The organism is Streptomyces sp. NPDC107559 (assembly GCF_055657365.1).
Map to the genome: position 1 here is coordinate 193895 of NZ_JBVKBD010000007.1, position 19957 is coordinate 213851.

Consider the following 19957-nt stretch of genomic DNA (forward strand, 5'->3'; position numbering starts at 1 on the left):
GGCATTGTCCCGGCCGTTCCGTCGTCGCGACAGGTTGATCCGCGACAGCCCGCTGTGGACTGCGCCACGTTGCGCGTCCTCCGGTTCTTGCCGTACCACACTCACCCCAAAACGGACGGGTTTTCCGGACATTGGCGAACGAATGTACGGGTCCCCAGGTGCGGTACAACGATCGGCCAGCCTACCGCGCGCGGTACGACTACAGGATCACGGGTCACGATCGGGCAGGTCCGCCCGTGACCCGCCGCCGGCCAGGCCGCGCCGCGCCCGCGGCGCGTTCACCGGCTCTCAGCGGGGTCCTTCGCGCTGCGGCAGTTCCCCGGTGAGCAGGAACGCCACGCTCCGCTCCCGCTCCGTCCAGACCCGGGTGTCGAGTTCGACCGACTGGAGCAGGGCGCACTCGACCCGGTAACCGTGTTCGGTCAGGTCCCGGCCGATGACCTCGGCGGCGTCGCGGTTCGCCGCGTGCGTGACGATCCGCTGCGGACGCCGGTCGGCGACCGCGGTGACGACGGCGGCTCCACCGCCGGCGACGCGGACCACGTCGGGTTCGGGCAGGCGCTCCAGGACGTGCGGGGCGGTGCCGTGGACGATCTGGAGCTGCACCCCGTGGCGGCGGGCGGCGGCGTCGGTGCGGGCGCAGGCCCGCAGGTCGTGGTCGACGGCGAGGACGGCGGCCCCGGCCCGCGCGGCCTCGGTGGCGAAGGCGCCGCTGCCGCAGCCGATGTCCCACACCAGGTCGCCGACCCGGGGGCCGAGCCGGGCGAGCTGGGCGGCCCGCAGCAGCTGTGTCTCGCCCTCGCCGAGCGGTCCGTCGTAGGCCTCGGCCGGCAGGGTCCAGCCGCGTGGTCCGGCGGCCGGATCACGGCCGGCGATCCAGCCTCCGCCGTCGCCGCCGGCGCCCCGGCCGACCGGTCCGCCGATGACGATGACGAGGTTCGGGTCGCGCCAGGTGTGGTCGGCGGCCTTGTCGGAGGTGACGACGACGACCCGCTCGCGCTCGGTGCCGAGCTCCTCGCAGATCACGAAGGTGCGGTGGACGCCCTCCAGCAGCAGTCCGAGTTCCGCGGGACCGGCGCCGGGCGAGGTGAGGACGGCGACCTTGGCGTGCGCCCGGCACACGTTCACCGCGCGGCGCAGGGTGCGGCGGTGGGCGACGACCACCTGGGCGTCGTCCCAGGGCATCCCGGCCCGGGCGAACGCGGTGGCCACGGAGGAGACGGCGGGCACGACCTCGACCTCGAGCCCGAACTCGGGTGCGCGCAGACTCCGTACGACGCCGAAGAAACCGGGGTCGCCGTCGGCGAGCACCACCGCGGTGCCGCGATGGCCGGCGATCCGGCGGGCGGCGAGGTCGACGCTGCCCAGCCGGATGCGCTCGGCGCCGGGCGGGATCTCGGGCAGTGCCAGGTGATGCGCGGCGCCGGCGACCAGCGTGGCGGCGCCGAGGGCCGCGCGTGCCGCGGCGGTCAGCGGCGAGCCGTCCCAGCCGATCACCGTGACCCTGTCGGCCATCGTCGTCAGTCTCCAGGGGTCTCGCGCAGGTGGTCGGGAGGGGCGGCCCACGGGGGCCCTTCGTGAGACTACCTGGTGACGGGGTGCCGGTTCAGTTCCAGTCGGTGTAGGCGGTGTACGACGTGAAGCTGCCGCTGTCGGACAGTTGCTCCCCCGCGCCCTCCAGGTCCTCCGGCAGCAGGCTCCAGACGATGAAGTCGGTGCGCGTGTCGGCCCAGGTGCCGTCCTCGGCCCGGATGCGCGCTATGCAGGCGTTGCGCAGGACGCCCTCGCTGATACAGCCGATCTTCTGGGCGACCTGCTGCGAGGCCGTGTTGTCGGCGGCCGTGCGCAGTTCGATGCGCTCGAACTTCTGGTCCGTGAACAGCCACTGGGCGGTGGCGAGCGCCGCCTCGGAGGCGTAGCCCTCGCCGCGGGCCCAGGAGGCGACGATGTACGACAGTTCGGTGGACCGGACGTGCCAGTTGGTCTTGCCGAGCTGGATCACGCCGACCAGCCGCTGGGTGAGGAACTCGGTGACGGCGAGGTCCAGTCCGCGTCCCGCGGTGCGTTCGGCGGGGGCGTATCCGGTGATCCAGCGGCGGGCGTTGTCCTGGGTGAACGGCTGGGGCACGCTCGTCCAGGCCGCGACCTGTTCGTCGTTCATCATCTCGGCCATGGCGGCGATGTCGTCCTCGTCGAGGGGACGCAGCACCAACCGCTCCGTGCTGATGGAGATGTTGGGGAAGGTGCTCGTCATGCGCCGCTCCGTAACCTTCGAGTCGTCAGGTGCTGCTGAACTGCCCAGCATGCAGCATGAAAGCAGTGAACCGCACCACCGGGTCGACTCCCTTGCGGGAGCCGGTCCGGTGGTGCGGCGAGCCGCTCGTGCGGCGGGCTGATCAGCGGGCCGTCAGGGACCTAGAAGGAGGCGATGACCGAGCCGTTGTACTTGTCCTCGATGAACTTCTTGACCTCGGCGGAGTTCAGGAGCTTGGCGAGCTTCTGGACCCGCGGGTCCTTCTCGTCGCCCTTCTTGACGGCGAGGACGTTCACGTACTGGTTGCCCTCCGCGGACTCCAGGACGAGGGCCTCCTTGGCCGGCTTGAGACCGGCGGAGAGCGCGTAGTTGCCGTTGACGACCGCGGCGTCGACGTCGTCCAGGGAGCGCACCGTCTGGGCGGCCTCGACCTCCTTGAACGTCAGGCCCTTGGGGTTCTTGTCGATGCTCTGCGGGGTCTCCTGGCCCTTGCCGCCGTCCTTGAAGGTGATCAGCCCGTTGGCGGCGAGGAGCTTGAGGGCGCGGGACTCGTTGTCGGCGTCGTTCGGGACGGCGACGGTCGCACCGTTCTTGAGGGCGTCGACGCTCTTCACCTTGTGGGAGTAGAGGCCGAGCGGCTCCAGGTGGACGTCGGCGACGGACACGAGGTGGGTGCCGCGCTTGGCGTTGAAGTCGGCGAGGTAGGGCTTGCTCTGGAAGTAGTTGGCGTCCACCGAGCCGTCCTCGGTCGCCGTGTTCGGCGTGATGTAGTCGGTGACCTCCTTGACCTGGAGATCGAGGCCGGCCTTCTTCGCCAGGTTGTCCTTGACGTAGTCGAGGATCTCGGCGTGCGGGGTGGGCGTCGCGGCGACGACCAGCGGCCCGCTGTAGTCGGAGGCGGCGGAGTCCTTGTCGGAGCCGCAGGCGCTGAGCCCGAGGGTGAGGGCTCCCGTGGCGAGGACGGCGGAGGTGATCTTGGTGGCGTTACGCACGAAAAGTGCCTTTCCTTAAGGGTGGAGCAACCCCGCGGTAGGTGCTGCGGGGAAATCTGGGGAAGTCGGTGGCGACGGCAGACCGGGTCCGGACGGGTCAGCCCGTCTTGCCCGTCGCCGCCGCGGCGGGCTTGAGCAGCCGCAGCCTCGGGGCGGGTCCGGAGCGGCCGCCGCGGCGGTGCAGGGAGCGGGCGGCGTAGTCGCCTGCGAACTGGATGAGGGAGATGACCACGGCGAGGATGGCGACGATGATCCACATCATCTCGGTCTCGAAGCGCAGGTAGCCGTAGCGAATGGCGAGGTCGCCCAGTCCCCCGGCCCCGACGGTGCCGGCCATCGCGGAGTAGCCGATGAGGGCCACGACCGTGGTGGTCGCCGAGGAGATCAGCGACGGCAGCGACTCGGGTACGAGCACCTTGCGCACGATCGTCCAGGTGCTGCCGCCCATCGACTGCACGGCCTCGACCAGCCCGCCGTCCACTTCGCGCACGGCCGTCTCGACCAGGCGGGCGAAGAACGGGATGGCGCCGATGGCGAGCGGCACGATGGCGGCCTCGCGGCCGAGGCTCGTCCCGGTGATCCAGCGGGTGAAGTTCGTCAGCGCGAGCAACAGGATGATGAACGGCATCGAGCGGACGACGTTCACGACCTGCCCGATGGCCTTGTTCGCGACGACGTTCTGGAGCAGCCCGCCCCGCTCGGTGAGGACCAGCAGGACGCCGAGCGGAAGTCCGGCGACGACGGCGATCAGCACGGACCAGCCGACCATGTAGAGCGTGTCCCAACACGCCTGGGACAGCAGGGGCTGCATCTCGGACCAGCTCACTTGGCACCTTCCTCGACCAGCGCGGGCGCCTGGGCCCGGGTGTCGACCACGTCGATCTGGAGGCCCTGCTCGCGCAGGAAGCCGATGGGCACGACGTTCTCCTCGAAGCGGCCGGGCAGTTCGATGCGCATCCGGCCGACCTGGAGGCCGCCGACGGTGTCGATCGCGGCACCGAGGATGGAGACGTCGACGTTGTAGGTGCGCGCCAGCTGGGAGATGACCGGCTGGGTGGCGCTCTCGCCGTGGAAGGTGACGTCGACGACCGTGCGGTCGGCGCCGGCGGCCTCGCCCGTGACGGGGAAGAGGGCCGCGGCCAGTTCGGAGCCGGGTGTGGCGAGCAGGTCGGTGACCGTGCCGGACTCGACGACCCGGCCGTTCTCCATGAGGGCGGCCGAGTCGCAGACCGACTTCACGACGTCCATCTCGTGGGTGATGAGCAGGACCGTGAGCCCCAGCTGCCGGTTGAGGTCGCGCAGCAGCTGGAGGATCGAGCGGGTGGTCTCCGGGTCGAGGGCGCTGGTGGCCTCGTCGGACAGCAGCACCTTCGGGTCGCCGGCCAGGGCGCGGGCGATGCCGACGCGCTGCTTCTGGCCTCCGGAGAGCTGCGCCGGGTAGGCCCCGGCCTGGTCGGCGAGACCGACGAGGTCGAGCAGCTCCAGCGCCTTGCGGGAACGTTCCTTCCCGGACTTCCCGAGGATTTCGAGCGGCAGCTCGACGTTGTCCTGAACGGTCCGCGAGGACAGCAGGTTGAAGTGCTGGAAGACCATGCCGATCCGGCTGCGCGCCCGGCGCAGCTCCCTGCTCGCGCGCGGTCCGCGTCCGGCGAGGGCCGTGAGGTCCTGCCCGGCGACGGTGACCGTGCCGGCGGTGGGGCGTTCCAGCAGGTTGACGCAGCGGATGAGCGAGGACTTGCCGGCGCCGGACTGGCCGATGACGCCGTACACCTCGCCTTCGCGGACGTGCAGATCGACGCCGTCGAGGGCGGTGACCTCACGGCCGCGGGAGCGGTAGACCTTGGTCAGGCCCGAGGTGGTGATCACTGAAATTTCCGTCACTGTCGAGTGCGCGGGCATGGGGATGCCCGGGGCACGGGTGCGTTCGTTCAGGGACGCGGCAGGTTCTCGCGGTGGCGTGGGAACCGGGGAGAACATGTGCGCGGGGCGGCGTCGTTCACCGGCGACAAAGGTCGCGCGGATACGCCACGGCGTCTCGCTTCGGGGCGCGAGGCTCAGGTGGTGCGGGGGCCCTCTAGAAGGCGCACATTCGACACATACAACGAGCACCGGGCGTCATGGTCGCCTCGGTCGCAAGGATGCGGCTGCTCGTCGTGGTCATGCGGTCAGTTAACCAGACATACGGTCCTGACAGGACACAGGTGTCCGGCATGCGGACACCTGTGTCCGGCGACGGGCTCGCGTCACCGGCGGACGGAGATCTCCACACCGCCCTCGGTGACCAGTGCCGACAAGGCCGAGAGGTTCTTCACGACGAGGTCCGCGTCGAGCTCGTGGGCCTGGTGGGTTGTGGCCAAGGCCACGGTGGTCATCCCGGCGGCGCGGCCGGAGGTCAGCCCCGCGGGGGCGTCCTCGAAGACGACGCAGTCGGCCGGGTCGACACCCAGGCGGCGGGCCGCGAGCAGATAGGGCTCGGGGTCGGGCTTGCCGCGCGTGACGTCGTCGGCGGCGACGAGCGTCTTGGGCCGGATGCCGACGGCGTCGAGCCGGGCCTCGGCCAGGCGCAGGGTGGCGGAGGTCACGACGGCCCACCGGTCGGCGGGCAGCGAGTCGAGGAAGTCCCGGGTGCCGGGCAGCAGTTCCACGCCCCCGTTCGGTACGTCCGCCACCTCCAGGAGTTCGATCCGTGCGACGGCCTCCGGCACGACGGCGGCGGGCAGCAGGTCGGCGGCTATCTCCACGGCGGTCCGTCCGTGCAGCGCGACCGACGCGAAGGCCTCGGCGTCGATCCCGTACTCCCCGACCCACCGGGTCCAGCAGCGCCGTACCGAGGCGAGGGTGGAGACGAGGGTGCCGTCGTTGTCGAACAGGAGGGCTTTGGCATGGATCGTCATGCCTCAGACCCTACGATGCCCCCGAAACCCGCCCGACCAGGCCGAACCCGGCAGGACCCGGGCGGAGCCGGCAGGACCGGACCGGCGCAGGGCTGCCGGACAACGGGCCCGGTCACCGCCGGTCCTCTCTCAGCCGGGCCCGGGCGCGGCGGTCCTTTTGAGCCGTAATAGGGTCTCCGCATGCTTGATGCCCTGACGCTGGCGACCGGTGTCGCCGCGCTGCTGCTCGCCGCCTGGTGCGGCTGGGCGGCCTACCGTGACCAGCCGACCAAGGACTGGCACTTCATCGGGATGGCCGTGGTCTCGCTGCTGGCGCTGGTCCAGCTGGTGGTGGGGATCGTGCAGTTGGCTCGGGGCGAGAAGGCGGAGCAGGGCACGACGATCTTCGTGGCGTATCTGCTGGGCGCGTTCGCCTGCATCCCGGCCGCGGGGTTCATGTCGCTGGCCGAGCGGACACGATGGGGTTCGGTGACGGTCGCGGCCGGCGGTGTCGTCCTCGCCGTCCTGGAGGTGCGGCTCTATGACATCTGGGGAGGCTGAGATGACCACGGCGAACGACAGGCCCGCACGGCTCATCGGCGGGCCGGGCATTCTGCTGGTCTGGCTGTACGGCGTGATGGTCGTCGGCGCGGTGTCGCGGTCCGTCTACCAGATCGCCACCGAGTTCGACCGGGCGCCGCTCGCGTACACGCTGTCGGCGGTGGCGGGCGCGGTGTACGGATTCATCACGTACTCGCTGGTGCGCGGCGGGGAGAAGGCCCGCAGGGCGGCGCTGGTGTGCTGCGCCGCCGAGCTCGCGGGAGTGCTGATCGTCGGCACCTGGACCCTGGTCGACCCCTCCGCGTTCCCGGACGCGACGGTGTGGTCGAAGTACGGCATGGGGTACGTCTTCATCCCCGTACTGCTGCCGCTGTCGGCGCTGTACTGGCTCCGCAAGGCGCAGAAGCAGAACTGAGCGCCCGTCCGGGGTCCGGTGCGGCACACCGGACCCGGCGAGCGCCGGACGGGGGTCGGGCCGGGCGGTCAAAACGGTGATGGCCGGCCTGATCCAAACGAAAGGCCCTAGGCAGTCGTCGCGTACGTCCCGGCCGGCTTCTCCAGAATGATCATGGGTACGCCGTCGTCGCCGCCCTTGGTCGTGCCCACCAACTCGTAGCCGACCCGGCGGTACAGGCGCAGGTTGCCCTCGCTGCGGTGGCCGGTGAACAGGCGGAACCTCTTGGCGCCGCGCTCCTCGGCGAGGGCCGACTCGGCCGCGCCCAGCAGGCGGGCGCCGATGCCGTGGCCCTGGAGGCGGGGGTGGACACAGAGCTTGCCGATGGCGGCCGCGCCGTCCTCGGTGATCCGGCCGCGCACCGATCCGACGACCTCCTCGCCCAGCCGTGCCACGTAGACGCAGTCGGAGGCGACCTCGGCGCGGACCGAGTCGAGGGTCTGGACGAGCGGGTCGATGCGGTAGTTGCCGTACAGCGCCGCCTCGCTCTGGAAGCACAGGTACTGCAACCTGAAGATCTGCTCCACGTCCTGCTCGGTCGCCACCGAGATGGTCACGCTCATGCCCATGTGCGCACGCCTCCCGCTCACCTGATCACCGGTTGTTCCTCACTCCTATCCCCGCACTCCACGAGCCGCAACCTCCGGCGCAAGCAAACGCCGAAGACAACCAAGACATTTGGCACGTTCCGGCCCGAGACTTCCCTGTGAGATACCCAACTCCCCCGCGATCTCCCGGTAGGTCGGGTCCTGCGGCGAGAGCAGTGCCTCCAGCAGACGGGGGCAGCGGCCGGGCAGCCGGCGTACCGCGTCGCGCAGGGTGCGGTGGCCGGCGGCGCCGAGGACGAGCTGTTCGGGGCCGCGGCCGGGATCGGCGACGGGCTCGCTGCCGTACGGCCGTTCACGGCGGGTCCTGCGGCGCGAGCGGCGCGCCTCGGCGCGGACGGCCTTGCGCAGCCACGCCGGCGGGTCGTGCGGCGGCGCGCCGGCCGCGAGGCGTTCCAGGAGGCGCAGCCAGACCTCCTGCTCCAGGTCCCCCGCCTCGCTCTCCGAGCCGTGCGCCTCGGCCAGGGCCTCGGCGGCGAGCAGCGGGCGCAGGGTGGTGAGCATCTCGTGCGTCATGTACCGCACGACGCGGCCGCCCGGGCGTGGGTTCGCCGGGCGGCCGGGTGTCACTCCAAAGGGGAATCAGCCGTTGACGAAGTCCGCGCGGGCCAGCACCGCGGTGTCGGCGTTGTCGGTGAAGACACCGTCGATACCGGTGGCGAAGTACGCCTGGAAGGCGCCGAAGGCGTCTCCGTAGGCGTCTGCGTCGGTGCCCTTGCGGAAGCTCGTGGGCAGGAAGGGGTTCTCGTTGCGCATGGTGTAGGGGTGCAGCACCAGGCCCACCGCGTGGGCGTCCCGGACCAGGTTGGTCGGGGTGGTGAGGTTGCCGGCGGCGTCCTTCGGGACGACCAGATCGAGGGTCGGCCCGATGCCCTGTGCGTAGCCGGCGATCTCCCTGAGGCCCGCGGGCGTGACGAGGTCGGCGACCGTGCGCGGGTCACCCGTCTCGACGAAGTCCCAGGGGCGGCTGGCGGCCGTGGAGAGCAGCACGACGAGGGGGTTGTCCACCAGCGTGTTCAGGCGCTGGATGCTGGTCGGCTCGAAGGACTGGAGGATGACCGGCGAGTTCCACTTGTCCTTGCCGTACTTGCGCAGCAGCTTGGCGACCCGCTCCTCCAGGCCCAGGCCCAGCTTGCGGAAGTAGGTGGGGTGCTTGGTCTCCGGGTAGATCCAGACCTGCTTGCCCCGCTTGCGGGTCTGCTCGTCCTGCCAGCGGAGCACCTCCTCGAAGGTGGGGATCTCCCAGCGGCCGTTGTAGAGGGTGTTGTGCGGGCGGTTGGCCGGGATCCGCTCGACGGCGCGCAGGGTCTTCAGCTCGGCGAGCGTGAAGTCCTCGGTGAACCACCCGGTGGTGGAGACGCCGTCGAGGACCTTGGTGGTCCTGCGGGCGGCGAACTCCGGGTGGTCGGCGACGTCCGTGGTGCCGCCTATCTCCGGCTCGTGGCGGCAGACGAGGTGACCGTCCCGGGTGACGACCAGGTCACCGGCCTCGACGACGTCGGCGCCGAGGTCGAGGGCCAGCTGGTAAGAGCCGAAGGTGTGCTCGGGCCGGTAGCCGCTGGCCCCCCGGTGGCCGATGACGGTGGGCTTCGGCAGGCTCTTCAGGCCGCCCCGGTGCCGGGTGTCGGCTCTCGCCGGACCGGCCAGGCCGAGGACCGCCCCGCTCGCGCCGAGGACCGCGGCGCCGAGCAGCGCCCGGCGTCCGGTGCCTGCCGGTTCCTCGTCCGACCCCTGCGACTGATGTGACCTGTGCGTGCTCATGAGCACCCTCCTGCCGTCGGCTCGTGCGTGCGGGCCGATGGTAGGGCCGTGGACATGGCGCAGGAGCGGCCTCGGAGGGAACGCGCGGATGACACCGGATGGCACCTCGACGGCGGGTGGTGACGGAACGTCGGCATGGGTGCGGGCGGCCGGGGTACCCGGGCGGTACCCGCTCGGAGCAGTCGGCCGGCGGGCGGCGTGTGTCGTCCGTCACCCGGTCCTGTGTCGTGACATCCGCGTTGCGCGCAGGTCCCGAAGCTGCACCGCAGGTAAACATGCGTCAACAATGCGTAAGACTCCGGTGAACCCGATGTGCGCCACCCGGGGGCCCGCGAGTATCGTCCTCACCTGCACAGACACATCGCACACACAGAGACTCGTCGCACTTCGCTCGGCCGTCTTTCGACTCCGGAGGGTCCGTTGTCCCGCTTCACGCTCATCAAGGCAGTGCTCGGACCGGTCATGCGCTTGATGTTCCGCCCCCAGGTGGAGGGCGTGGAGCATATTCCGGGCGACGGCCCGGTCATCCTCGCCGGCAACCACGTCACGTTCATCGACTCGATGATCCTGCCCCTCGTCTGCGACCGTCAGGTCTGCTTCATCGGCAAGGACGAGTACGTCACCGGCAAGGGCGTCAAGGGCCGGCTGATGGCGTGGTTCTTCACGGGCGTCGGCATGATCCCGGTCGACCGGGACGGCGGCAAGGGCGGGGTCGCGGCGCTGATGACGGGCCGCCGGATCCTGGAGGAGGGCCGGGTCTTCGGCATCTACCCCGAGGGCACCCGCTCCCCCGACGGCCGGCTGTACCGCGGCCGTACCGGTATCGCGCGGCTGACCCTGATGACCGGGGCGCCCGTCGTCCCGTTCGCCATGATCGGCACGGACAAGATCCAGCCGGGTGGCTCCGGGATGCCGCGGCCGAGCAAGGTCAAGGTCCGCTTCGGCGAGGCGATGGAGTTCTCCCGGTACGAGGGGATGGACCGGGACCGCTATGTGCTGCGGGCCGTGACCGACTCGGTGATGACCGAGGTCATGCGGCTGTCCGGCCAGGAGTACGTGGACATGTACGCAACCAAGGCGAAGGCCGCGTAGGCCTCCGGCGGTTCGGCGAAGGCCGTCCGGGCTACCGGTCGGCCTTCCGTTGCGGCTGACCGGCGGCCGGTCGGCCTTCCAGCGCGAGTGACCGGCAGTCGGTCGGCCTTCCGGTCCGAGTGACCGACGGACGGTCGGCCTTCCAGTGCGAGTGACCAGCAGTCGGTCGGCCTTCCGGTCCGAGTGACCGGCAGTCGGTCGGCCTTCCGGTCCGAGTGACCGGCAGTCGGTCGGCCTTCCGGTCCGAGTGACCGACGGACGGTCGGCCTTCCAGTGCGAGTGACCGGCAGTCGGTGGTTCTTCGGGTGCGGGTGCGCTGTGGCCGGTCGCACAGTTTCCCGCGCCCCTTCGAAGCCGGTGCTGCAACCGGGCGCCCCTTCCAGGCCGGTTCTACAGGCGCTGGTCTCGCAGCAGGAACCAGGCCGCCACGGCCGTCGCGAGCAGGACCACGGCGCCCGCTCCCGCCGCCAGGGCCAGGCCGTCCACGAACGCCTCACGGGCCGAGGACAGCAGTTGCCGTGCCGTGTCCGCGGGCAGGTGTCCCGCCGCCTCGACCGCGCCGCCGAGCGACTCGTGCGCCGCGGCCGGTGTGCCCGCCGGGGCGGTGAAGCCGCGGTAGACGCCGGTCATGATGGAGCCGAGCACGGCGATGCCGAGGGCCGCGCCCAGTTCGTACGCCGTCTCGGAGACCGCCGACGCGGCGCCCGCCTGTTCCTTGGGCACGCTGGACAGGATCACGTCGGCGGTGACGGTGAAGGAGAACCCGGCGCCGACCCCGACGACCAGCAGGGCGGTGCCGAGGAACAGGTAGTCCGTCGACCGGTCCAGCAGGGTGAGCGCGCCGAGCGCGAGGCCCACGGCGGCGAGGCCGCCCGAGACCACGGCCCGTACCGAGAACCGCCGGGCCGCGTGACCCGCCACCAGTCCGGCCGCCACCGCACCGACCGCGGCGGGCAGCTCGGCCAGGCCCGCCTCGAACGGGCCCCGGCCCTGGACGAGTTGCAGGTACTGGGAGAGGAAGAACACCAGGCCGGACAGGCCCAGCACGGTCAGCAGGTCGGCGAGGACGGCGCCGCTGAATCCGCGGCCGCGGAACAGCCGCATGTCCAGCAGCGGGGCCGGCAGGGTGAGCTGACGCCGGACGAATCCGTACAGAGCGGCCGCGCCCAGCACGCCCGCGGCCGCCGTCTGCCAGGTGAGTCCGTGGGTGGCGGCCTCCTTGACCGCGTAGACGACACCGATCATGCCGACCAGGGACAGCACCACGCTGATCAGGTCCCAGGGTCCGGGGCTGGGGTTGCGGGACTCCGGCAGCAGCCTGCTGCCGACGAGGACGAGGACGGCCATCACGGGCAGGTTGATCAGGAAGACCGAGCCCCACCAGAAGTGTTCGAGCAGGAAGCCGCCGACGATCGGGCCGACGGCCGTGCCCGCCGAGGCGACGGCGCCCCAGATGCCGATGGCGAGACTGCGTTCGCGCGGGTCGTGGAAGAGGTTGCGGATCAGGGCGAGCGTGGCCGGCATCAGGGTGGCACCGGCGACCCCGAGCAGGGCCCTGGCCAGGATCATCGTCTCGGGCGTGGTCGCGTAGGCGTTCAGGACGGAGATCGCGCCGAAGGCGGTGGCTCCGCAGAGCAGGATCCGCTTGCGGCCGATGCGGTCGCCGAGGCTGCCCATGGAGACGAGCAGACCGGCGATGACGAAGGAGTAGACGTCGCCGATCCACAGCAGCTGGGTGCCGGTGGGCTCCAGGTCCTCGCTGATGTAGGGGGTCGCGAGGCCGAGGACGGTCGCGTCGACGGCCACCAGCAGCACGGCGAGCACGAGGACGGACAGCGCGAGCCAACGGCCCGGGCGGCGCGCCGCCTCCGTCGTCGCGGCCGGCCGCAGGGTGCTGGTCATGATTCCTCTCTCCGTGGTTCGTCCTGTCGCAGTTCGTCGCGTCGTGGCTCGTCGCGACGTGGCTCGTCGCGTCGCAGCGCGCCGCCGAGGAGCAGCTCGACGGTCATGCGGGTGAAGTCCTTGGCCGCGACCCGGCCTTCCGAGACCGCCCAGGCGGCGGAGGCCAGCAGTCCGTAGAGGGCCTCGGTCAGCCAGGCCGGGGTGAGGTCGATCCGGAATTCGCCGCTCTCCTGGCCGCGCCGGAACAGGGCCGCGATGCGGTCGTCGATCCGGGTCCAGCCGGTGTTCTGACCGTCGCCCTCGAAGAGCTGGTTCTCCGTGTAGAGGAAGGCGAGCAGTCCTGCGGCGGGTTCGATCGCGTGCACCAGCCGGTGCACGGCGTCACGCGCCGGACCCTCGTCCAGGCGGGCCGCGTCCAGCGCCGCCTCGCACTCGGCGATGCCGAGCGACTCCAGCGCCCGTACGAGCGCGTCGCGCCCGGCGAACTGCCGGTGCAGGGTGGCGCGGCTGATCCCGGCGGCCCTGGCGACCTCGTCCATGGTCGCGGTGGCTCTGCGGGTCAGCAGGGCGGCTGCGCTGCGCAGCACGTGGTCACGGTCGACAGCCATGAGACAAGAGTAGCCCATGTGAGACATCCTTGTCTCACTAAAGGCATGCGTGACTCACGCGTGGCGGTCCCTGGACCGCAACGGTTCGAGGTCGCTCAGTGCCAGCGCAGCTGCCCGCGCCGCTCCCAGTACGCGCGCGGCTCCTCCACCAGCGTGGCCAGCCGGGCCAGGCGGTCGTCGTCGAGGTCCACGACGGCCGCGTGCAGGTTGGAGGCGAGCTGGCCGACGGTCGCGGCACCGGACAGGACGACCCCGGCCCAGGGCCTGCGCAGCACCAGGGCGAGCGCCACCGCGTCGCAGCCGAGGGAGACCTCCGCCGCCACCTCCTTCAGCACCCGCGGCGCGTACGGCTCCGCGAGCCGTCCGTTGGCCATACCCTCCTTGACGATCACCGTGAGTCCGGCGTCGTGCGCCTCGGCGAGGGCCGGGGCGGCGGAGGTCTCCAGGATGTTGTACGTCGCCTGGACGGTACGGAAGAGGGGCTCGCCCTCGACCGTCACGGCGAGCGCGGCGCGGATGGCCTCGGCCTGGTCCGGGCCGCTGGTGGAGAAGCCGACGGTGACACCGTGGGCGGCCGACTCCGCGAGCTTCGCGTGCAGTTCCTTGTCGGTGAGGGCCGGGCTGTCCGGGGTCACCGAGTGGATCTGGTGGAGGTCGAGCCGGTCGCCGAGCAGCGCCTCGGTCTCGGCGCGCTGCCGCTCGTACGTCGCCAGGCCGTGGTCCTTGACCTCGTGCCGCTCGGCCTCGACGGACCAGTCCGCGGTGTACGTGTAGCCCCACTTGCTGCCGACGACGACGTCGTCGGCCTCGGGGTGCGCGCTCAGCCATGCGCCGAGGAACTCCTCCGCACGGCCGTAGGAGCGGGCGGCGTCGAAGTAGCGCACGCCCTGGGCGTAGGCGGCGTCCAGCAGTTCGTGGGTCCGCTCGCGCAGGGCGTCGACACTGCGCACGGACGGCAGGTCCTGTTCCCGGCCGAGGTTGATGTAACCGGGTCGGCCGACGGCTGCGAGACCGAGACCGAGGTGGCAGGTGGGCGTCGTGGCGGTGGCGAGGCGGTTGAACGGCATCGCTGGCTCCGGTTCGTCGGCTCCTTGCGGCTGCAACCAAACCTAACCGCCCTGGTGACGGTGAAACGTGAGCGCGCCGCCGGGCGGGTCCGGCGGCGCGCTGTGCTCCGTGATCCCCCGGCCCCGCACACAGCCGCGGGTCCGGGGATCGGGCGTCGGACCGTTACCGCTTCCCGGCGTCCGCCCAGGCGTGCTGGACCGCCAGGTCGGCCCGGACCTCGGCGAGCTGGACGGCGACCGCCTCCGGCGCCGTACCGCCGCGGCCGTTGCGGGAGGCCAGGGCCCCGGGGACGTTGAGGACCGACCGCACCTCGGGGGTGAGGTGGACGGAGATCTTCGCGAACTGCTCGTCCGTCAGACCGTCGAGCTCCTTGCCCTCGGCCTCGGCGACCTTCACGCACTCGCCGGCCACCTCGTGCGCGACCCGGAACGGCACCCCCTGCTTGACCAGCCACTCCGCGATGTCGGTCGCCAGGGAGAAGCCCGCCGGGGCCAGCTCCTCCATGCGCTCACGGTGGACGGTGAGGGTGGCGATCATGCCGGTGAAGGCCGGGAGCAGGACCTCCAGCTGGTCGCAGGAGTCGAAGACCGGCTCCTTGTCCTCCTGCAGATCGCGGTTGTACGCGAGCGGGAGGGCCTTGAGCGTGGCCATCAGGCCGGTCAGGTTGCCGATCAGACGACCCGACTTGCCACGTGCCAGCTCGGCGATGTCGGGGTTCTTCTTCTGCGGCATGATCGACGAACCCGTGGAGAAGGCGTCGTGCAGGGTCACGAAGGAGAACTCCTTCGTGTTCCAGATGATGATCTCCTCGGCGATCCGGGAGAGGTTGACCCCGATCATCGCGGTGACGAAGGCGAACTCGGCGGCGAAGTCACGGGAGGCCGTGCCGTCGATGGAGTTGCCGACGCTGCCGCGCTCGAAGCCGAGGTCCGCGGCGACCGCCTCCGGGTCCAGGCCGAGGCTGCTGCCGGCGAGCGCGCCCGCGCCGTACGGCGACACGGCCGTCCGCTCGTCCCACTGGCGCAGGCGTTCGGCGTCCCGCGACAGCGACTGGACGTGGGCGAGCACATGGTGGGCGAAGAGCACCGGCTGGGCGTGCTGGAGGTGGGTGCGGCCGGGCATCGCCACGTCCGGGTGGGCCTGCGCCAGACCGATCAGCGCGTCCTGGAGGTCGGCGATCAGACCGCCGATGACCCGGGCGTGGTCGCGCAGGTACATCCGGAAGAGGGTGGCCACCTGGTCGTTGCGCGAGCGGCCCGCGCGCAGCTTGCCGCCGAGGTCGGGACCGAGGCGCTCCAGCAGACCGCGCTCCAGGGCGGTGTGGACGTCCTCGTCGGCGACCGTGCCGACGAAGGAGCCGTCCGCGACGTCCGCCTCCAGGCGGTCGAGGCCCGCCAGCATCCGGGTCAGTTCGTCGTCCGAGAGGAGCCCCGCCTTGTGCAGCACGCGCGCGTGGGCACGCGAACCGGCGATGTCGTACGGCGCGAGGCGCCAGTCGAAGTGGACGGACGCGGACAGCTTCGCCAGGGCCTCGGCGGGACCGTCGGCGAAACGGCCGCCCCAGAGCCGTACGTCACCGCTGTTGCTGCTCACTCGCGTTGCTCCTCGTCAGTGGTGGTGTGCGACCGGCTCCCCGTGCACGACCTTGTCTGCATGATTATGCGGAACTCTGCATGATTCGTCAATCTCGGGGGTCGCGAGGGATTCCTGACGGACTTTTCCCCGACAGGTTGAACGCGAGAAAACGCTTTCACGTATCTCTGCCCGAACGCAGGCGCCGCGTTGCCAGACGAAGACACCCCCGAACCGAGTGAGGCCATCGCATGTCCAGGGCACTTCCGAAGTACAACAAGCGCCGTGTCGCGATCATCGGCGGCGCTGCGGCCGTGGCGCTGTCCGGCGCGGTCATCGCCGGTTCCGCCTTGGCCGGCCCGTCGTCCGGCGACGGCAGCACGAACGCCCGGACGCTGGCGGCTCCGGGCACCATCAGCTGCCCGGACGTCGCCTCGAAGCTGCCCGCCGTCCCGGCCACGGCCAAGGCCGAGGTCGACCGCAACCTCGCCCTGCTCCAGACCCAGATCAACGAGGCCAACACCCGCCTCGTCAACACCGTCGGCCAGGGCGGACCCAACTTCGTCCAGAACGCCATCCTCGGCCCCCTCAAGGACAAGCGCGTCTCCACCATCGACCGCATCGCCATCTCCATCGGCCGCACCGCCGCCAAGCCCCAGGGCCTCGACGCCCTCGCCGCCTGCACCCTCGGCGCGGGCGGTGCGGCCGGCACCGGGGCGAACACCGGCGCCACCGCCGCGGCGACCGCGACCGCCGCCGCGACCGCCGGGGCGAACGACTCCGGCGCGGGCGCGGGCGGCGTCGGCACCATCAGCTGCCCGGACGTCGCCTCGAAGCTGCCCGCCGTCCCGGCCACGGCCAAGGCCGAGGTCGACCGCAACCTCGCCCTGCTCCAGACCCAGATCAACGAGGCCAACACCCGCCTCGTCAACACCGTCGGCCAGGGCGGACCCAACTTCGTCCAGAACGCCATCCTCGGCCCCCTCAAGGACAAGCGCGTCTCCACCATCGACCGCATCGCCATCTCCATCGGCCGCACCGCCGCCAAGCCCCAGGGCCTCGACGCCCTCGCCGCCTGCACCCTCGACAAGTGAGGTGACGGACAGCCGTGGCCGCCCCGAGAGAACGCCGGCCGGGGCGGCCACGGCGTGTCGGGGCCCGGACGGACCACCCCGGCCGGTGCCGCCGTCTAGCTTCTGGTCATGCGCCCTGGTGCCGTCGCCGCCTCGCTCGTCTCGCTGTCCTTCCTGCTGCTGGGCGCCGCCGCCCCCGGTGAGGACCCGCCGCTGCCCGCCCGGCTGGCGGACACCGGCGGCGGCCGCCAGCTGATCACCGCTCAGGCCCCCACGGCCGACGCGACGTCGGGCACGCTCACCTGGTGGGACCTGCGCGACGGGCGGTGGGTGCGGGCCGGTTCCGCGCCGGCCCGGTTCGGGGCGAGGGGACTGGTGGCGGGCGCCTCGCGCGCCCAGGGCACGAACACGACGCCCACCGGGCTGTACGACCTGCCGTTCGGGTTCGGGATCGAGCCGGACCCGGCCGGGACCAAGGTCGCCTACCGGCCGGTCCGGAAGAGCTCCTGGTGGTGCCAGGACAACGACTCCCGGTCCTACAACCGCTTCACCGAGCCCCGCCCGGCCGACTGCCGGGCCGCCGAGTCCGAGCATCTGATCGCTTACCCGACGCAGTACGCGTACGCGCTGGTCATCGGCTTCAACTACGCCCGGCCGGTGCGCGGGCGCGGCGCGGGGATCTTCCTCCACGTCAACGGCGCCGGGGCGACGGCGGGGTGCGTGTCGGTACCGGTGGAGGCGATGCGCGCCCTGCTGCGCTGGGCCGATCCGGCGCTGCGCCCGCACATCGCGATCGGTACGCGCGGCGGGGCGACGGCGATCACCCGGTACTGACGTCCGGCTGTCGCTGCCGGGGCAGCCGTACCGTGAAGGTCGTCGCCCCCGGACGGCTCGTCAGGTCCACGGTCCCGGCGTGCGCCTCCACCACGGCCGCCACGATCGACAGCCCGAGTCCGGCGCCGCCGCCGGAGGCCTCCGTGCGGCGGCGGTCGGCTCGGGTGAAGCGTTCGAAGACACCGGACCGGAGGTCCTCGGGGACGCCGGGTCCGTCGTCGTGGACCGCGAGGACGACCGCCTGGGCGTCGGTCTCCAGGGACACGGTGGCCTCGGTGCCCACGGGGGTGTGCAGCCGCGCGTTGGCCAGCAGGTTGGCCAGCACCTGGTGCAGCCGGTGGGCGTCGCCGGTCACCGTGACCGGGTCCTCCGGGAGCTCCAGGGTCCAGCGATGGCCGGGGCCGGCCACCCGGGCGTCCGTCACCGCGTCCAGGACCAGGCGGGTGAGGTCGACCGGCAGGCGTTCGAGGGGGCGTCCGGCGTCCAGCCGGGCCAGCAGGAGCAGGTCGTCGACCATCTCGCCCATCCGGGAGGACTCGGCGGCGATGCGTTCCAGGGCGTGGGTGATCTCGGCCGGCACCGGCCCCGGGTGCAGCAGGGCGAGCTCGGCGTGCCCGCGTACCGAGGCCACCGGGGTGCGCAGTTCGTGGCTGGCGTCGGCCGCGAAGCTGCGCAGCCGCTCCTCGCTGGCGTGACGTTTGGTCAGCGCGTCCTCGACATGGCCGAGCATCCGGTTGAAGGCGGCGGCGAGCCGGCCCACCTCGCCGCGCGGGTCGGACTCGGGGGCCCGCGGCGGCAGCGCGACCTCACCGCTGGCCAGCGACAGTTGCGCGACCCGGGTCGCGGTGGCCGCGACCCTGCTCAGCGGGCGCAGGGACCAGCGCACCCAGACGGCGCCGACGACACCGGTGGCCGCCAGGGCGAGGGCGAAGACGATCCCGGCGACCAGTTCGAGCCGGTGGACGGTGGCCTGGACCGGCTCCAGCGGCAGCCCGGTGATCAGTACGTCGCCGTCGAGGCCCCGGGCCGCCATGAGCCGGTAGTCGTCGAGGGCGGAGAGCGCGACCGTGTGCCCCCTGCCGTCGGCCGGAACCGCGGCGAGCCGCCTGCGGTCCTCGGCGGTCAGGGCCACGTCCAGACTGGTGGTGGCCTCGCCGGCGGGGACGACGGCCGCGTTGGTGACCGTGCCGCCGACCAGGCGGGCGCCGAAGGTGCCCGTGGCCTGCCGGCGGGTGTCGCCGTACTCGTCGCCGTCGTGGTCGTCGCGCAGCCGGCCCGGGTGCTCCAGGCTCGCCGGGAACCGGGTCCCGACACCGCCGAGCTGTTCGTCGAGACGGTTGGTGAGGAAGCCGTTCAGCCCGATGACGGCCGCCACGCCGACCGCGGCACAGCTGATCGCCAGCAGCACCACCAGGCCGAGGGTGAGCCGGGCCCGCAGCGTGCGCGGCCCGGGCAGCCGGCCCAGCAGCGGGCGCACGGCCGGGCGCTCAGCCGGGCCGTCGGCCGAACGCGAACGCAGACGCAGACGCAGACGCAGACGCAGACGCAGACGCGGTGTCATCGGCTCACCGGGTCACCGGCTTGAGCACGTATCCCGCCCCGCGCACCGTGTGGATCATCGGCTCGCGGCCCGCGTCCACCTTCTTGCGCAGGTACGAGATGTACAGCTCGACGACATGGGCGCGGCCGCCGAAGTCGTACGACCAGACGCGGTCGAGGATCTGCGCCTTGCTGAGGACGCGCCGCGGGTTGCGCATCAGCAGGCGCAGCAGCTCGAACTCGGTGGGCGACAGCTCGATCAGCTCTCCCGCGCGGGTGACCTCGCGGGCCTCCTCGTCCATGACCAGGTCGCCGACGCTCAGGCGGGGACCGTCCTCCTGGCGGCGGGCGATCCCGGCACGGCGCAGCAGCCCCCGGACCCGGGCGACGACCTCCTCCAGGCTGAAGGGCTTGGTGACGTAGTCGTCGCCGCCCGCCGTGATGCCCGCGATGCGGTCCTCGACGGCGTCGCGGGCGGTGAGGAAGAGCACGCAGACGTCCGGTGTCACCTCGTGCAGGGCGCGCAGCACGGCGAAGCCGTCGGTGTCGGGAAGCATCACGTCGAGGACGACGGCGTCGGGCATCAGTTCCCGGGCCTCGGTGAGGGCGGAGGCGCCGTCGCCGGCGGTGCGCACCCGCCAGCCCTCGTAGCGCAGCGCGCCGGAGAGCACCTCGGCGAGGTCGGGGTCGTCGTCGACGACCAGGACGCGCAGCGGTGTGCCGTCGGGGCGGGTCACGGCCGGGTGGCCGGAGCGGGTGGTGTTCATGG

At 71.9% G+C, this 19957-nt stretch carries 20 protein-coding genes; 5 read left to right on the forward strand and 15 right to left on the reverse strand.

Going from position 1 to position 19957, the window contains the following annotated elements:
- Positions 1-288 precede the first annotated feature (288 nt).
- The 6 genes from cbiE to ACZ7OY_RS22180 form a co-directional block, all read right to left on the reverse strand.
- Positions 289-1515 (reverse strand): precorrin-6y C5,15-methyltransferase (decarboxylating) subunit CbiE, encoded by a 1227-nt coding sequence (gene cbiE, locus ACZ7OY_RS22155; RefSeq protein ID WP_471912926.1) that lies wholly within the window; start codon positions 1513-1515, stop codon positions 289-291.
- Between the two features lie 91 nt (positions 1516-1606).
- A complete protein-coding gene (locus ACZ7OY_RS22160) occupies positions 1607-2254 on the reverse strand; it encodes a GNAT family N-acetyltransferase (protein WP_471912927.1) in 648 nt (215 codons plus the stop codon).
- 161 nt (positions 2255-2415) lie between these two features.
- Positions 2416-3246, reverse strand: coding sequence for a MetQ/NlpA family ABC transporter substrate-binding protein (locus tag ACZ7OY_RS22165; protein WP_471912928.1), 831 nt, complete (start codon positions 3244-3246; stop codon positions 2416-2418).
- Between the two features lie 97 nt (positions 3247-3343).
- Positions 3344-4072, reverse strand: a complete 729-nt coding sequence (locus ACZ7OY_RS22170; RefSeq protein WP_471912929.1) for a methionine ABC transporter permease — start codon at positions 4070-4072, stop codon at positions 3344-3346.
- Positions 4069-5112, reverse strand: coding sequence for a methionine ABC transporter ATP-binding protein (locus tag ACZ7OY_RS22175; protein ID WP_471912930.1), 1044 nt, complete (start codon positions 5110-5112; stop codon positions 4069-4071). Before ACZ7OY_RS22175 ends, ACZ7OY_RS22170 begins: the two co-directional genes overlap by 4 nt.
- A gap of 377 nt (positions 5113-5489) precedes the next feature.
- Positions 5490-6140: an HAD family hydrolase gene (locus tag ACZ7OY_RS22180; protein ID WP_471912931.1), complete on the reverse strand. Its 651-nt coding sequence runs from the start codon at positions 6138-6140 to the stop codon at positions 5490-5492.
- A 180-nt stretch (positions 6141-6320) separates the two neighbouring features.
- On the opposite strand from ACZ7OY_RS22180, the gene ACZ7OY_RS22185 reads away from it, so the two are divergent.
- Both ACZ7OY_RS22185 and ACZ7OY_RS22190 read left to right on the forward strand, forming a co-directional pair.
- The gene (locus ACZ7OY_RS22185) at positions 6321-6680 is read left to right on the forward strand and encodes a hypothetical protein (RefSeq protein ID WP_152887910.1); all 360 of its coding nucleotides are present in this window, start codon (positions 6321-6323) and stop codon (positions 6678-6680) included.
- A 1-nt stretch (position 6681) separates the two neighbouring features.
- On the forward strand, positions 6682-7095 hold the full coding sequence (locus ACZ7OY_RS22190) for a hypothetical protein (RefSeq protein ID WP_351621094.1): 414 nt from the start codon (positions 6682-6684) through the stop codon (positions 7093-7095).
- A gap of 107 nt (positions 7096-7202) precedes the next feature.
- Here ACZ7OY_RS22190 and ACZ7OY_RS22195 read toward each other — a convergent pair whose 3' ends face one another.
- The 3 genes from ACZ7OY_RS22195 to ACZ7OY_RS22205 all read right to left on the reverse strand — a co-directional run bounded on the left by ACZ7OY_RS22195 (position 7203) and on the right by ACZ7OY_RS22205 (position 9500).
- Positions 7203-7703: a GNAT family N-acetyltransferase gene (locus tag ACZ7OY_RS22195; RefSeq protein ID WP_471912932.1), complete on the reverse strand. Its 501-nt coding sequence runs from the start codon at positions 7701-7703 to the stop codon at positions 7203-7205.
- Positions 7704-7748: 45 nt separating this feature from the next.
- Positions 7749-8255 carry an RNA polymerase sigma factor gene (locus ACZ7OY_RS22200; protein WP_471912933.1) on the reverse strand — a complete coding sequence of 169 codons (507 nt, stop codon included), beginning with the start codon at positions 8253-8255 and terminating at the stop codon, positions 7749-7751.
- Between the two features lie 66 nt (positions 8256-8321).
- Entirely contained in the window at positions 8322-9500 is a 1179-nt protein-coding gene (locus tag ACZ7OY_RS22205; RefSeq protein WP_471912934.1) for a glycerophosphodiester phosphodiesterase, read from the reverse strand.
- A 420-nt stretch (positions 9501-9920) separates the two neighbouring features.
- Here ACZ7OY_RS22205 and ACZ7OY_RS22210 point away from each other — a divergent pair, with 420 nt between their 5' ends.
- Complete coding sequence (locus ACZ7OY_RS22210) at positions 9921-10592, forward strand: lysophospholipid acyltransferase family protein (RefSeq protein WP_471912935.1); 672 nt, start codon at positions 9921-9923, stop codon at positions 10590-10592.
- Between the two features lie 390 nt (positions 10593-10982).
- Here the strand turns inward: ACZ7OY_RS22210 and ACZ7OY_RS22215 are convergent, their stop codons facing one another.
- The 4 genes from ACZ7OY_RS22215 to argH form a co-directional block, all read right to left on the reverse strand.
- Entirely contained in the window at positions 10983-12494 is a 1512-nt protein-coding gene (locus tag ACZ7OY_RS22215) for an MFS transporter (protein ID WP_471912936.1), read from the reverse strand.
- Positions 12491-13102, reverse strand: a complete 612-nt coding sequence (locus ACZ7OY_RS22220) for a TetR/AcrR family transcriptional regulator (protein ID WP_471912937.1) — start codon at positions 13100-13102, stop codon at positions 12491-12493. Before ACZ7OY_RS22220 ends, ACZ7OY_RS22215 begins: the two co-directional genes overlap by 4 nt.
- A gap of 95 nt (positions 13103-13197) precedes the next feature.
- Complete coding sequence (locus ACZ7OY_RS22225; RefSeq protein ID WP_471912938.1) at positions 13198-14169, reverse strand: aldo/keto reductase; 972 nt, start codon at positions 14167-14169, stop codon at positions 13198-13200.
- A 163-nt stretch (positions 14170-14332) separates the two neighbouring features.
- A complete protein-coding gene (gene argH / locus ACZ7OY_RS22230) occupies positions 14333-15763 on the reverse strand; it encodes an argininosuccinate lyase (protein WP_471912939.1) in 1431 nt (476 codons plus the stop codon).
- Positions 15764-15993: 230 nt separating this feature from the next.
- Between argH and ACZ7OY_RS22235 the strand changes: the two genes are divergently transcribed.
- Together ACZ7OY_RS22235 and ACZ7OY_RS22240 are read left to right on the forward strand one after the other, a co-directional pair.
- Positions 15994-16836: a hypothetical protein gene (locus tag ACZ7OY_RS22235; protein ID WP_471912940.1), complete on the forward strand. Its 843-nt coding sequence runs from the start codon at positions 15994-15996 to the stop codon at positions 16834-16836.
- Positions 16837-16944: 108 nt separating this feature from the next.
- Positions 16945-17649: a L,D-transpeptidase family protein gene (locus ACZ7OY_RS22240; RefSeq protein WP_471912941.1), complete on the forward strand. Its 705-nt coding sequence runs from the start codon at positions 16945-16947 to the stop codon at positions 17647-17649.
- On the opposite strand, the gene ACZ7OY_RS22245 is transcribed toward ACZ7OY_RS22240, so the two are convergent.
- Together ACZ7OY_RS22245 and ACZ7OY_RS22250 are read right to left on the reverse strand one after the other, a co-directional pair.
- Complete coding sequence (locus ACZ7OY_RS22245) at positions 17636-19210, reverse strand: sensor histidine kinase (RefSeq protein WP_471912942.1); 1575 nt, start codon at positions 19208-19210, stop codon at positions 17636-17638. The genes ACZ7OY_RS22240 and ACZ7OY_RS22245 overlap by 14 nt on opposite strands.
- Positions 19211-19214: 4 nt before the next feature.
- Complete coding sequence (locus ACZ7OY_RS22250) at positions 19215-19955, reverse strand: response regulator transcription factor (protein WP_471912943.1); 741 nt, start codon at positions 19953-19955, stop codon at positions 19215-19217.
- Between the last annotated feature and the right edge of the window lie 2 nt (positions 19956-19957).